This window comes from Shouchella oshimensis (genome assembly GCF_004375095.1).
Lineage (GTDB): Bacteria > Bacillota > Bacilli > Bacillales > Bacillaceae_D > Shouchella > Shouchella oshimensis.
In genome coordinates this window covers 825,370-839,759 of the sequence record NZ_SNUX01000003.1, presented here as the reverse complement: position 1 = coordinate 839,759, position 14,390 = coordinate 825,370, and the positions used below count along the sequence as shown (strand labels likewise).

Annotated in this window: 11 protein-coding genes; 2 read left to right on the top strand and 9 right to left on the bottom strand. The window is 40.6% G+C overall.

The features are described from left to right. Positions 1-16 precede the first annotated feature (16 nt). The 3 genes from E2L03_RS15140 to E2L03_RS15130 are packed head-to-tail and all read right to left on the bottom strand — an operon-like array spanning position 17 to position 2,853. Positions 17-1,315, bottom strand: a complete 1,299-nt coding sequence (locus tag E2L03_RS15140; protein ID WP_124742035.1) for a TRAP transporter large permease — start codon at positions 1,313-1,315, stop codon at positions 17-19. Between the two features lie 18 nt (positions 1,316-1,333). After that, positions 1,334-1,843, bottom strand: coding sequence for a TRAP transporter small permease (locus E2L03_RS15135; RefSeq protein ID WP_095150219.1), 510 nt, complete (start codon positions 1,841-1,843; stop codon positions 1,334-1,336). A 5-nt stretch (positions 1,844-1,848) separates the two neighbouring features. Beyond that, the gene (locus E2L03_RS15130) at positions 1,849-2,853 is read right to left on the bottom strand and encodes a TRAP transporter substrate-binding protein (RefSeq protein ID WP_124742034.1); all 1,005 of its coding nucleotides are present in this window, start codon (positions 2,851-2,853) and stop codon (positions 1,849-1,851) included. A 142-nt stretch (positions 2,854-2,995) separates the two neighbouring features. Between E2L03_RS15130 and E2L03_RS15125 the strand changes: the two genes are divergently transcribed. Then, entirely contained in the window at positions 2,996-3,967 is a 972-nt protein-coding gene (locus tag E2L03_RS15125) for a LacI family DNA-binding transcriptional regulator (RefSeq protein ID WP_134259543.1), read from the top strand. Between the two features lie 289 nt (positions 3,968-4,256). Here the strand turns inward: E2L03_RS15125 and E2L03_RS15120 are convergent, their stop codons facing one another. From E2L03_RS15120 to E2L03_RS15095, 6 genes are all read right to left on the bottom strand, one after another. Next, positions 4,257-5,909: an ABC transporter permease gene (locus tag E2L03_RS15120; RefSeq protein WP_197196523.1), complete on the bottom strand. Its 1,653-nt coding sequence runs from the start codon at positions 5,907-5,909 to the stop codon at positions 4,257-4,259. A gap of 1 nt (position 5,910) precedes the next feature. Then, on the bottom strand, positions 5,911-7,005 hold the full coding sequence (locus E2L03_RS15115) for an ABC transporter ATP-binding protein (RefSeq protein WP_124742031.1): 1,095 nt from the start codon (positions 7,003-7,005) through the stop codon (positions 5,911-5,913). 76 nt (positions 7,006-7,081) lie between these two features. Continuing rightward, positions 7,082-8,107, bottom strand: a complete 1,026-nt coding sequence (locus E2L03_RS15110; protein ID WP_124742030.1) for an extracellular solute-binding protein — start codon at positions 8,105-8,107, stop codon at positions 7,082-7,084. A gap of 205 nt (positions 8,108-8,312) precedes the next feature. Then, the gene (locus tag E2L03_RS15105) at positions 8,313-9,560 is read right to left on the bottom strand and encodes a Zn-dependent hydrolase (protein ID WP_134259542.1); all 1,248 of its coding nucleotides are present in this window, start codon (positions 9,558-9,560) and stop codon (positions 8,313-8,315) included. A 249-nt stretch (positions 9,561-9,809) separates the two neighbouring features. After that, on the bottom strand, positions 9,810-11,864 hold the full coding sequence (locus E2L03_RS15100; protein ID WP_134259541.1) for a CocE/NonD family hydrolase: 2,055 nt from the start codon (positions 11,862-11,864) through the stop codon (positions 9,810-9,812). Positions 11,865-11,866: 2 nt separating this feature from the next. Next, a complete protein-coding gene (locus E2L03_RS15095) occupies positions 11,867-13,372 on the bottom strand; it encodes a BCCT family transporter (RefSeq protein WP_038479654.1) in 1,506 nt (501 codons plus the stop codon). A gap of 189 nt (positions 13,373-13,561) precedes the next feature. On the opposite strand from E2L03_RS15095, the gene E2L03_RS15090 reads away from it, so the two are divergent. After that, a complete protein-coding gene (locus tag E2L03_RS15090; protein WP_134259540.1) occupies positions 13,562-14,230 on the top strand; it encodes a TetR/AcrR family transcriptional regulator in 669 nt (222 codons plus the stop codon). The last annotated feature ends 160 nt before the right edge of the window (positions 14,231-14,390 follow it).

Here is a 14,390-nt window from a genome sequence, read left to right as displayed (position 1 = left end):
TCCTTTTTCGATCGTATTACATTAAACCAGCGAGTGTTGGCAACCATGTGCTTAGCGCGGGAATCATTGTTACAATCATCAACACAATAATAATCCCAATGTAGAACGGGACAAGCGGTCGCACAACTTCTTCAATTTTCACCTTACCAACTGTGCTTCCTACGAATAAAGCACTTCCCCCAGGTGGCGTAATATTACCGATACAAAGATTGACAATTAAAATAACACCAAAATGAACCGGATCCATTCCAAATTCCATTACAACTGGTAGGAAAATAGGCGTGAAGATTAAAATAGCAGGTGTGACATCCATAACGATGCCAATAAGTAGTAAAATGAGATTAATCAGTAACAAAATTAAAATAGGGTTATCTGTTAATGATAAAATGCCTGTACTAATAGCACTAGGAATACCTGTAAATGCCATGACAAGAGAAAGCATAGCAGACGTCCCAATTAAGAACATGATCACGACTGTTAATTCAACTGCTTCCTTAAAGATACCTGGCAGTTGTTTAACTGATAAACTTCGATAAGCAAACGATAAGAGCAACGCGTAAATAATGGCAATAGCTGATGCTTCCGTTGCTGTAAAAAATCCTCCAATTATGCCTCCAATAATGATAATGACAAGGAATAAGCTTGGTACCGCTTCCCAAATGACTTTTAATGGACGAATACCAGCCTGATTCTGTTTCGCCGTATAACCTTTACGCTTGGCGAGAATGTACGCCACAACCATTGTAGCAAGTCCCCATAAAATACCTGGTATGTAACCTGCTAAAAACAAAGCTGCTACAGACGTTCCACCACTGACGAGTGAGTAAATGATAAATAATCCTGTTGGTGGAATAATTAACCCTGTTGGTGCTGATGCAATATTGACAGCAGCTGAGAACTTACGGTCGTAGCCCTCTTGCTCTTGAAGCGGATGCATCACTTTACCAATAGCCGCTGCAGATGCAACAGAAGAGCCTGCAATGGAACCGAATAACATATTTCCAACAATATTTGTATGAGCTAATGATCCTGGTAATTTACCAGTTAGAAGACGAGCAACATTAACCAATCGCAGCGCAATGCCTCCTTGGTTCATAATAATGCCAGTTAATAAGAAAAAAGGTACAGCTAATAATGTAAAGCTATCAATACCTGTTACCATCTTCTGAGCAGAAGTGAAGACCGCCGCATCAAAAGGGGCAATAAGTAGCATTGTTACAATCGATGCACCTGCAACACTTATTGCGATCGGCACACCAATTACAAGCAAAAGTAAAAACACTACAACGAGGCTAATTCCTGCAAGTAAGGCCATTTGAATCTCCTTCTCTAGTTAATCGTTTTTCAATTGAATCGTTTCGTTTTGTTCTTGTGGGGCTCCGTTTTTTCTAGTAAACAGTTCCGTTAACGAAAACCATGTAATGAGAACACCTGATATAGGAAGGGATAAATAAATGTACCCCATTGGAATACCTAAAGAAACGGTTTGCTGTGTCATCGTTAACGAAACGAGCTGGATGCCTCCATACACCATAACAACTAGCGCAAACGCTAGTAAAAACAGTTGTGCCAAGAAGCGAACAACTCTTTGTGAACGAGCATGTAGACGATTGACAACCATTTCAATAGCAATATGTTTTTTCAAATGAAAAGCATATGCTCCGCCAATCATCGTCACCCAGATTAAGGAGTAACGCAGAAATTCTTCTGAAAACGTGCTTGGCGCATTTAAAGCGTATCGACTAACTACTTGCCATACGGCTACTAAAACCATTAAACCAAACATACTCGTTGAGACAAACATGATGATTTTCCCTATTGTGTTGTTTACCTTTTCAATCAATTCAGTCACTCCTCCTTTTCCATCTCTCGAATACGTTCGTAGTAAGGTGCCATCATTTCGTTTGAGCGAACGGCTTCATGCATTGGTTCCACAAGGTCACGAAAGGCTTCTTTATTCACGTCTTCATGGAAAGTGACACCTAATTCTTCTGCTGCTTCAACAGAGCGCTGAATTTCTTCTGCCCAAAGCTCTTTATGAAATTGACTAGACTCATTTGCAGCTTCTCGAATAATGGCACGTTCCTCTTCGGAGAAGCTATCCCACCGCAACTTACTGAATATGAGTAAGTCAGGTACGATCGCATGCTCTGTATAGGAATAATCCTTTGCAACTTCACCGTGATTGTTTGCAATTAAAGCGGTTTCATTGTTTTCAGTCCCATCAATCACACCTTGCTGTAAGGCTGTGTATACTTCACCAAAAGCCATTGGCGTTGGAGCCCCACCCATAAGACGTGTCATTTGAATGGCGGTTTCACTAGGTTGTACTCGAATTTTCAACCCGGCTAAGTCTTCTGGTTCTCGTACAGGCTGATCGATTGTATACATATTTCGTGTACCTGCATCATAATAGGTCAGTCCAAAAAAACCACTGTCGGAAGTAGAATCATAGATATCCGTGGCAATAGCGCTTTCCATTACCTCATAATAGTGATCTTGGTCGGCAAACAAGTAAGGAATACTAAATAACGCATAAAATGGCGAAAAGCTCTCTAGAGCAGTCGCGCTCACTTTGGTTGCATCTACAGCACCAGTTTGAGTCAACTCAATTGCTTCCCTCTCAGATCCTAATTGGCCATTGGGAAAAATATCAAACCGTAACGTGCCGTCACTTTTTTCTTCCGCTAATTCAGCAAAATGAACCAAAGATTGATGGATAGGATGACTTTCATTCATATTGTGAGGTAAACGCATAACAGTAACGTCACTTGATAACGCTGCTGGTGTTGAACAGGCAGCAAGAAAGCAAGTTAATGCGCTTACAAATCCAATTGACAAACGACGCATCATTCGTTTCTCCCTTCGTAATAACAACGTTGTTATTTCATAATATAAATGAAAGCGCGTCCAAAATCAATGAAAACGTTGTTATTTTTTATGAAACTCCGTAAAATAATAAGAAATGAGGTTATATAAAGGAGTTAAATGAACCATGGTTACGATTAAAGACATCGCTCGAGCAGCCAATGTAAGCTATTCTACGGTGTCAAAAGCGCTAAATGATAGCCCGCTCGTTAAACCTGAGACGAAAACAGCTATTTTAACCAAAGCGAAGCAGCTTGGCTACACACCAAATTTTGCTGCTAAACATCTTGTTACGAAGCGAACAAACACAGTCGGGCTCGTCTGGCCAGAAATAAACCGTGTAGCTTTAACAGAGCTTGCTCGGCACGTAAACAAAATGATGGCTGCTAAAGGCAAAAATATCTTATTATCCATTAGTGATCCAATCGAGGCGATTGCCCTCTTTTCACGTATGCGTAGTGATGCCATTCTTTTATTTGAAGAAGATATTCCTCAAAATCAATTACCAGCTCAACTTGATATCCCCCTTTTATCCTACGGTGTGCCTGGAATTAATCAATTTCCAACCGTTGGTGTACAGCACGAATACGCGATGGAATTAGCCGTTTCATCACTTGTTCAATCTGGCTACTCTTCAATCGGTTATGTCGGCATGGTTAACGGTATTGGTCGACGTCAGCTAGCTAAACAAGCTGGCTATTTAGGTGCCTTAAAAAAGCGTGGGTTGGAGCCTATTCTACTAGATACAAAAGGTCTTAACAGCTTAGATGGTTCTACTGCTATAGCAGCTTTCCTCACTAAGAGTTCGTTACCCGACTCACTTATTTGCTCAAGCTACGATATTGCAGTCGGTACGGTTCGAGCCATCCGACAGGCTGGTTTATCTATTCCAAACGATGTTGCCATAATCTCTTATGATAATATTCCTCAACAAGCTGAGGGAGATGTTCCTCTTACTGCAGTCGGTGTACCGGTTGAAACACTTGCTGAAACCCTTGTACAAGAATTATTACGGTTAATCGCAGGAGAAGATGGACTTGTTCAAGAGCTTGTTCCAGAGCTTGTTGTGCGAACATCATCCCGTTTACGTAAACAATAAAAAACAAAAGAGGCTGGGACAAAAGTAGATAGACAGACCAAAATGACGAACATTCCTATTTTCAGGAATGTTCGTCGTTTGTTTTATATGAACATTAGCGGAAGGAGAATCCGAAGACTCCTGGGGGATCAGCACGTGTCTGAAGACTCTGGAGTGGCGGTTTTCCATGGAGGAGGCTGAGGCCGTGTCCCCGGAATGCGAAGGATTCTCCTGTAGCGGTACTACTCAGCATATTTTAGACTATTCGTCTTTTCAAATACTACTTTTCGTTATGTCCCAGCCTCTTTCATTATAAATTCATCTCTTTTTTACCTGTAAGTTTAAAGAATAATAAAAGAGATAAAATAGATGTGACGGTTAATATTGCAGAGTAAGCTGATGCATTACCAAAATTCCCTCTAATAACTTCAGAATAGATAGATACAGCAAGGGTCTGAGTATTACTAGAGTAGAGAATAATAGATGCACTTAATTCACCTAAAATGGTGATCCAACTCATAATCGCTCCGGCTAATACGCCAGGCATCATCATCGGCACAACCACTTTAAAGAATGTCCGCTTTTCTGATGCACCGAGACTAATTGCTGCCTCTTCCATACTCGGACTAATCTGACTAATAATGGCGGTGCTTGAGCGTATCGTATAAGGCATTCGACGAATAACAAAAGCCAAAACCATAATAAAGGCTGTTCCAGTCCAGAAAAAGGGTGCATTATTAAAAGCAAATACAAGCGCAATACCGAGCACTGATCCTGGAATAACAAATGGAAGCATAGAAATGGTATCAAGAGTAGACGTAATACGATTACGTTTTCGAACCGTTAGGTAGGAAATAAAGATTCCAATAATAACGATTACAATAATCGCAAAAAATCCTAGCTTATACGTATTTAAAATCATTGATAAATCACGGTTAAATAAAATGGTCTCGTAATTTTGAAGTGAAAAACGACCTGTGTACACTTGGCCACCAGTTGTTTCTAAAAAGGACGTATAAATAACAACAAGCTGCGGCAAGATCGATAAAAGTGCAATCACATACACAACGCTATGACTTAACACGTTCTTTATCCCAAATGATTTCTTAACCTCCATTGGCTTTAGCGCTGACATGGAATATGAGTATTGTCGCGAGATGATGCGCTGCACAAGGAAAAGAGCAATGGTGACGATTATAAAAATGGTTGCAATGGCTGCTGCGAAACCAGCATCCCCACCAACTTCACTCATAAACTGCGTGTAAATTAACACAGGTATGGTCCGGTACCCTTCACCAATTAGCATTGGTGTACCAAAGTCAGCAATAACCCGCATGAAAACAAGAAGCGCACTTGCTAAAAGAGTTGGTGTAATGAGTGGTACGACAATTTTCAACATTCGTTGAAACCCAGAATAACCAAGACTTTCCGCAGCTTCAATTAACGAATTATCCACATTTTTCAACGCACCTGAAATGTAAATAAAAATTAACGGGAAGGACTGCAACGTTAACACAAGGACAATTCCTGCAAACCCGTAAATGCCATCATAATTCAAACCAAACGTATCATTTACAAACTTTGTAATAACGCCACCACGGCCTAGCAATTGAATCCACGCGTAGGCACCAATAAATGGTGGAGAGATGTACGAAACAATAATTAAAATTTGGATGGCTTTACTACCAAAGATTTTTACTCTTCTTAGAATATAGGCTAGTGGTAGTCCAATTAAAACAGCAAGTACTGTTGCCACAATGGTTACTTTAATACTGTTCCATAGTGTCACCCAGTAAAATTTACGATCAAAGAAATGGGCGAAGTGTTGTAACGTAAAACCGGTTTCTGCATTGTACACACTTTTATTTAAAACAAGGACCACCGGAAATAAAATGAACAATGCGAAAAAGAGGAGAATAAAAAGCGTAATCAGATTCCATCCATTTGCATATTTACGAAGCACTTCACCCACCTGCCTTAATGAGCGTCTCTTCTGTTAAAGAATCAAACACGTTAATAAGTGCTGGTTTTACCTTTACTTGCACCGTTGTTCCTTCTGGAATAATGGCATGATCTTCAATATTCTGTACAACTTCTACCGTCTCTCCTGTTGTTAGTGTGACAAAATAATGTGTGTTAATTCCTAAGAACATCGTTTTATTGACTGTACCAGCGATTGTATTCACATCAGATGTTACAACAAATTCTTGCGGACGAACGGAAACCAATACCTCCTGTCCATTTTTTGCAGCACCACTTAACGTAGTAAGCTTTTCTTTATACTGTTCATTAAACACAAGATAGCTATCATCCCCGACTTTTTCAACAGTTGCTTTGATCACGTTTGACGTACCTATAAATTGAGCTACGAAAAGGGTGCGCGGGCGCAAATAAATAGTTTCAGGCTTATCGATTTGTTGAATAACACCTTTATTCATTACAGCAATACGATCAGAAATCGCTAACGCCTCTTCTTGATCGTGGGTTACATAAACTGTTGTTATGCCGACTTCTTGCTGAATGTCTTTAATCGCATTTCGCATCTCTACCCTTAATTTTGCATCTAGGTTCGATAAAGGCTCATCCATTAATAATACCTTCGGGTTAATGACTAACGCGCGGGCTAGTGCAACTCGTTGTTGCTGTCCACCAGAAAGCTTATCCGGTTTTTTTGCCTGATGCTCTTCAATTCGGACCACTTTCATCATTTCTTCAATTCTGCTTTTCATAGATGATTTATCTTGATTTTGTGCTTTTAACCCGAATGCAATGTTTTCTGCAACAGTCATATGAGGAAAAATAGCGTAATTTTGAAAAACCATTCCCATCTTTCGTTTATTTACTGGGATGTTGTTAATGACTTCATCGTCAAGCTTTATTGCGCCACCTTCTATTGAGTTAAAGCCAATAATCATGCGCAGTAATGTGGTTTTTCCACAACCAGACGGGCCGAGGAGAGTAAAGAGTTCTCCCTTTTTAATTTCTAATGACAGTCCATCAATGACGGTTTGGTTCTCATACTTTTTAACAACGTTTTCTATATGAATGGCAACACTCATGAAATGGTTCCCCCTTAATCTTCTCTAGTAAAAAGAGAGATGCAGAGCCTAACGCGCACCCTGCATATCCTATTTTTTAATTCATCGATTGTTCAAGCACATCTACGTAACGTGCCGTAATGTCATCTGTATGCTCGATAATAAAATCTTCATCGTATTCTTCAAATAGATGAATTTCATCTTGAGGCGTCATGTAGTCTGCGACCTCAACACCTTCACGCAAAGGACGAACCGTTAACTCCATGCCTGTACGACTTTGCACTTCTTCAGACAAGACATAGTCGATGAATTTCTTTGCACCTTCTAAATTATCAGTTCCCTTTATAATCTGAACAGATTGGCCTGGATACACAACACCTTCAGATGGGAACACCACTTCAACTGGCGCACCACTCTGAATATAGTGGATGACCGGATCTTCCCATGTCAGTCCAACTGTATATTCTCCATCTGCTACCCCTCTATGCACTTGCCCTGAACTTCCTTGTACTTTTCCATCTAGATTTTCAAGAAACGCTTCCACAAATGTCCAAGCCTCATCAGCTAATGGATCCCCGTCACCTGCTGCATACAGCATCGCGACTAATGATTGGAAAGCAGAACTTGAGTTAACAGGATCGCCAAACGCAATCCGCCCCTTCAATGCCGGGTTAAGTAAATCTTGGAAACTATCAATTTCAACATCACCAACTAAGTCCGTGTTCACAATAAAAACAGTCGGATCGGAAAACGCTGGCGAGAAAAAGCCTGTTGTATTTTTGAATCCTTCCATCATAAACTCATCTTCGGGAGATACATATTCTTCAAATAAATCCGTTTTGTCATGAAGCATGGTGACATCAGCTGCCCATAATATGTCCCCTTGTGGATTATTACGTTCTGACTCTACTCGAGTCACCACTTCTCCTGTTCCAGCAGAGATGGTTTGTACTTTAATACCCGTCTCTTCCTCAAATTTCGGAATAACCGCTTCATTTAAGTTTTCACTTCTTGTTGTATAAATAACGAGTTCCCCTTCACCTGAACCTGAGCTTGATTCACCACAAGCCGTTAATGCCACTACGGCGCAAAGAGAAAAACCAACTAATTTAAGCGCTTTCACAATAACCCCTCCTCTTATTTCTAGCTCTATCCTATCGTAAGGAGAGTACCGCCGAAATCCTAAAATCACTAAAATATATCCATTATTTAAAAGCTCGTTTCGTGAATCGAATCCTTACTATGCTAAAAAACCGCAAATTCATTTAAGATTTGCGGTCCATCAATAACGTGCTAGTTAAAGAAAGCGTTTCTATACTACCATTCCACTAACTTAGGAAAACATCTTTATTTGCAAGTTTGACAACTGTCTCTTTTAGCACTTCTATCCCAACTAAACAATCCTCTTCTTTTGTATATTCAGACGGATGATGACTCACTCCATCTACAGAAGGAACAAAAATCATTGCCGTTGGCCAACGCCTTGCCATATTCATTGAATCATGACCTGCTCCACTAGGTAGCGACAAATGAGAAAGACCCTTTTCGTCACAAATCGCCGTAATAAGACTGCGAATACGCGCATTCATTTGTACAGGTTGTGTTTTTTCTTCATGCTCAATGTCAATGACAACACCTCTTTGTTTCTGGACAGCACTAATTTTCTGTTTTAACTTTGTAATGATTCGATTTCGTGAATGAACATATTGACTGCGAATATCAATTTTCATTTCCACTCTTCCAGGTACAGTATTCATGGCACCATTAACGACATGAAGCGTACCTACTGTCGCAAACGTATTCCAATCTTTTTCCATAATCGATTGATGTTCTAATTCTAAACTTAACTCAGCAGCAGCGAGTAGAGCATCATGACGGTCTTCCATAGCCGTCGTGCCAGAATGTGAGGTTTCCCCTTTCACAACAAGAAAAAGTCGATGAGGTGCAGCAATACCCGTTACAACTCCTATATTTTTTCCTTGTCGCTCGAGTTGCTTTGCTTGCTCAATATGTAGTTCAACAAATGCTTTCAATGCCTCTGGCTGTCTTTCAGCACAATTAATAGCATCCACTGACAGATCGACCTTGGCAAGTGCATCTGTAAAGGTCGTTCCGTCTTTATCCACTAATGAACATAACGCCGCTTTATCGACCTGTTGAGCCATTGCTTTACTTCCTACAGTAGACACACCAAATCGCGCTGATTCCTCACATGTGAACGCTATTAGTTCAAGAGGATGGTCAGTTTCAACCCCCTCTTCATTTAATTGTCTTAAAACATCTAAACCAGCGATGACACCTAATGCGCCATCATATCTCCCTGCTTGATAAACTGTATCAATATGAGAGCCGAACGCTACTGCTGGGAGGTTTACATCTTTTCCCTCTCGTCTCGCAATCATGTTCCCAGCTGCATCTTCTCGCACGATTAAACCTAATTGCTCACAAGAATTCATTAACCATTGCTTTGCCTCTTTTTCCTCTAGGCTATAAGCTAGTCTTGTAATCCCCTCTTTTTCATTAGCTGTTGACGTAAATCGATTAATTGTTTCTAAATGATCGATAGCTTGATTCATCGTTGTCCCTCATTTTTGTTCATTTCTACGGTAGCCATTTCATTGATTAAAAAAGAAAAAGCCTCTACGAGAGAAGCTACATTTATCCTAGCATAGAATTCAATCAAAAGTAAAAAATTAATTGAAAAGACAGACAAATATGCTGAATTTCGAGCTTTTAAATGCAACACATTCTTTCCTTTCTATTTTATTAGTGAATAGGTAAAGTAACCCCTCCTGCAATCTTTACAGGAAGGGTTTTGCACACTCTTATTGAAAATCGCGCGGAATCGTCTTCTCCCACGTTTTCTCGAAGACCAACTCATCACGCAAGTAAGCTTTTAAAGTGTTTTCTAAATAGAAATTGGTTTTGTCTGCAGTCATTTTACTGTCTGTATGAACTTCTGTCTGCCAGTCGTCTCGTCCAAGGGTGAGTTCCCATGTACAATGAGCTTGAGCAGAAAGGGGATCTCCTTCACGTATCGTATAGACGTTACGGTTTGTACTGCCATACTCCACCCCATTATCAGGTAGCTTCCTTTTTCCTTCATCCGAGAAGTCGTCTAACACCCAACGTTCGTTTAGAAGATCATAGTTGATGTGACGATAACGGGATTCTTTTCGTAAAATTTCTCTTCCCATTACTGGAGCAGCTTCTGGCTTTTCAAACGGCCATTCTCCGTCTTGTGCATGGGCGCTATCATCGCGAACCGGCAAGTGGAGCGTTGTATCTGTACCAGTTACAAGCTCAATTGTTGCTTCCTCTTTCGATGGCCATGCATGGGGCCAGTACGTTGGCGATAGGGCTAACTGTAAGCGATGACCTTTTGGGATACGAATGCCAACTGCATTGAGCTGAATAGTTGCCGTGTACTCTTCTCCCGGCTCTAGTGCTTCAGGGAATTCATGACCGTTTAAATGATTCAAATTCAACATGCCAAAGCTTATCATTGTCTCCGCACCATCAGGGGCAACATCACATAGTCTTGCGGCAATAAGCGCATCCCCTTGGTTACTTTTGAAGCGAATGTTCACTTTCGGCAAACCGAGTAAATGGAGCGCATCGTCCAGTGGTTCTGTCGTAAACGTTGTGCTTAAGCCTTTTTCCATTCGCTGATCGGACGGCATATCCCCTTCTTGACCGAATGGACACCAGACGCCACTGTATAAGCCGTGCTGTTGAACGATTGCTAGTGAAACAGTTGCCGCCTCTGCTCTTTCAGATGTCAATGCACCACCGCTTGTTATTGAAAAAACTTGCTGCTGTCTTTCTGCATCTTTCCAAGCGTCCTCAAAAATCCATTTTCCTTGGCGTTCTTCATAATGAGTGGCAGGCTTGACGCTTTCTTGTTGCCAAGCGGTTAGCATTGGTTCCTCCATTATTCCTGTATCGACACCTTTTAACCAGTGATCCCACCAGCGCACGCACTCTTGAAGAAAGCCAATTGCTGGTCCAGGAATTGCGACTTCAGGATATTCATGTACCCACGGCCCAATTAACCCTTTTTTCGGACCCGAAAAATGTTCTAGCATTCTAAAAATTGCATTCGTATAGCCGTCTGCCCAGCCACCAACTGCGAATACTGGAACCGTCATCGCCTCATAGTTTTCATTAACAGATCCTTGTTTCCAGTAATCATTTCGATGTTGGTGTGTGAGCCACGCTTCTACATATGGCGGTGTTTTCTTTAAACGTTCCATCCAATTCTCAAACCACGACTCACCAACAACGGCAGGGTCTTGCGGGCGCGCATTGTATGCAAACATCGTGGATGACCACCACAACATATCAGAAGCGAGGATATTCCCGCCCATATAGTGGACATCATCAGCATAGCGATCATCCGTTGAGCATAATGTAATCACAGCTTTTAACTGTTTCGGTTGATGCTTTGCTACTTGTAAGCCATTAAATCCACCCCATGACTTACCAATCATGCCAACATCACCTGTACACCAATCTTGTTTTTCTAGCCATTTTAAAATATCTAACGCATCTTCTTGTTCTTTCGGCAAATATTCATCATAGAGAATGCCCTCTGAATCTCCTGTACCGCGAATGTCTACGCGAATACTAGCATAGCCATGACCAGCGAAGTACGGGTGGCGAATGGAATCGCGAAGTGCAGTAAAGTCATTTTTTCGATATGGTAAATACTCAAGTATAGCCGGAACTGGCTTTTTATTTGCCCCTTTCGGCAGCCAAACTTTCGCCGCTAACTTTGTTCCGTCAGACATTCGTATCCAAATATGTTCAATTACTTCTATTTCATAAGGATAGTCTTCTTTCGTATGAAGCTTAGAATCTCGAACGTTAAAAACCATCGTTAGCCTCCTCTAGGAAAATCTTTTTTTAATGACCGAATAAGCGAAACGGTAAATAAGCCATATAACACAACAACAGGAACCGCTACAATGACTGCCGATGTTTGCACAACCCGTAGTGCACCAACACTAATGAGTGAAATCGCAAGTATTGAAAGAATAAAACCCCAAATGACACGATGCCATCTTGCCGGTTCCTGTTCGTCTTTCAACTCTTTCGTCGCGATCGATGCTAGCACATAGCTTGCCGAATCAAGGGACGTTGCTAAAAAGATAAACGCAAGAATGACAAAGAATGCCATGACGACCGTGCTAATTGGTAGAGAACGAAGTAGTTCAACGATTACCGCTTGTTCTCCTTCGGTTGCTAAAATTTCTGTTAGCGAGAGAGTCTGGTTGGTTTCAAGATGAATGGCGTAGCCACCGAATACAGCAAAATAGAGCCAGCTTCCAACGGTTCCCCATAATAATATCGATAAGATCAATTGACGTATAGAGCGTCCCCGGGAAATACGAGCAACAAACAAGCCGATAAATGGGGCAGTCGCGGCGAACCACGCCCAATAAAACACGGTCCATGTTTGCGGGAAACCACTATTTGCATTTGGATCTGTATAAAAGCTCATATATATAAAGTTTTGTAGCATTAATCCAAGACTATTTGTGAAGTTGGATAAAATAAATAAGGTTGGTCCCGTAATCAATACAAAAACGGCAAGGGCCAAAGCTAAATATACATTAATGTCACTTAATTTACGAATACCTTTATAAAGACCTGAATACGCACTTGCCGTAAAAATAATCGTCCAAAAAATAATAATGATGATACTTAGTCCAAGAGATTGCTCCACTCCGATTAAATCACCAATGACAGCCGAGACCATTGGAACCCCTAAGCCAAGTGATGTGCCTAGTCCTCCTACAAGACTCCAGATCACAAGAATATCGATAAGCTTACCAAGTAAACCATACGAATGTTTTCCAAGTACACCTTCCAATGCTGTGCTAATTTTAAGTGATGGTCGTTTAGACACATAGAAAGAATACGCAATCGCTACAGTAGGAAGAGCGTATAGCGCCCAAGCAGATAATCCCCAATGAAACAAACCATATGTAACCGCCCAATCAGCCGCATCTGTACTTTCAGGTGAAAGACCAAAAGGAGGACCAGTGTAATAATAGAGCGGCTCTAGAACAGACCAGAACATAATACTTGTTCCCATTCCAGCACAGAAAAGCATTGCGCCCCAGCTAAAAGTTGAAAATTCTGGCTTTCCTTCTCCTAAACGGACACGTCCGTATGGTCCAAACGCAAGCCAACCTAATACAATAAACAAGCCAAACGTAACGAATTGAAATACCCAATCCATTCGAGTGGTTATGCCACTCATCACATCGTTTAAAAATGGCTCTGCAACAGCTTGATTTAATACGAGAAGCAATGAAGCAACAAGAATGACAACAATAGAAGACCAAAAAATTAAAGGATCAATCTTAGCTCGATTCATTTGAACACCCTCTTCATAAAATTTCGACTCACAGAGAAACGTTCTTGCAAAATAACAAATGCGATTATAAAATAATCACGATTAATTAATAATCACGATTATATAGTTTACTTAAAACAAGGTCAACTGACAAATGAGAGCACTATCGCTTAGAATAAAGATAGATTAAGTTAATAAGGAGTTTTTGATGTGGATAAAAAAGACGTAAAACGGCGCCGAATGTGGGCATACTTTATTGAAGCAACCGCTGCTATTATTGAAGAAGAAGGCTACGATCACATTACCATTCGAAAAATCGCCGACAAAGCAGGATACAATAGCGCGACGATTTATAATTATTTTTCTGAGTTAAGCCACTTAACCTTTTTTGCATCCATGCGATTCTTAAAACCTTACACATCGGCTTTCATTAATACAATAGAAGATAACAAGTCGATCATTGAACAATATCTAAGCGGTTGGGAATGTTTTTGTGAATTCTCTTATCAAAATCCCCGACTCTTTCATACCATCTTTTTAATGAATATTAGGGAAGAGCCTAAAGATTTGTTTAAACAGTATTATGACCTTTACGAAGCCGATATTGTCGAGTTTCCCAATAGCTTAAAACCAGCTTTATATGAACGAAATGTTGCCATTCGAGGTGAATCTCTATTAAAGGCAGCAGCCGATAAAGGTGAGATTCCTCAATCAAAAGTGAAAACGATCAGCACGATGACCACTCTTATTTGGCAAGGTATGCTGACTAGCATTTTAAATCGTCAAACATCCTTAACGTCGAACGAAGCGAAACAAGAAACAATGATTTCCATTCGAAATGTTGTTTACCACGCTCATCTCTTTGAGACAATTACGTAATCATGTTTGATCAAAACTCTTTCGTTCTTTTTTATAGACCTAAAGGACATATAAGCAATAACTACAAAGAAAGAGGCTGGGACATAACGAAAAGTAGTATTTGAAAAGACGAATAGTCTAAAATATGCTGAGTAGCACCGCTACAGGAGAATCCTTCGCT

Excerpts from the sequence above, each read along its gene's own strand:
- E2L03_RS15140 (WP_124742035.1), bottom strand. The coding sequence starts at position 1,315 with ATGGCCTTACTTGCAGGAATTAGCCTCGTTGTAGTGTTTTTACTTTTG.
- E2L03_RS15130 (WP_124742034.1), bottom strand. The coding sequence starts at position 2,853 with ATGATGCGTCGTTTGTCAATTGGATTTGTAAGCGCATTAACTTGCTTT.
- E2L03_RS15125 (WP_134259543.1), top strand. The coding sequence starts at position 2,996 with ATGGTTACGATTAAAGACATCGCTCGAGCAGCCAATGTAAGCTATTCT.
- E2L03_RS15115 (WP_124742031.1), bottom strand. The coding sequence starts at position 7,005 with ATGAGTGTTGCCATTCATATAGAAAACGTTGTTAAAAAGTATGAGAAC.
- E2L03_RS15105 (WP_134259542.1), bottom strand. The coding sequence starts at position 9,560 with ATGAATCAAGCTATCGATCATTTAGAAACAATTAATCGATTTACGTCA.
- E2L03_RS15100 (WP_134259541.1), bottom strand. The coding sequence starts at position 11,864 with ATGGTTTTTAACGTTCGAGATTCTAAGCTTCATACGAAAGAAGACTAT.
- E2L03_RS15095 (WP_038479654.1), bottom strand. The coding sequence starts at position 13,372 with ATGAATCGAGCTAAGATTGATCCTTTAATTTTTTGGTCTTCTATTGTT.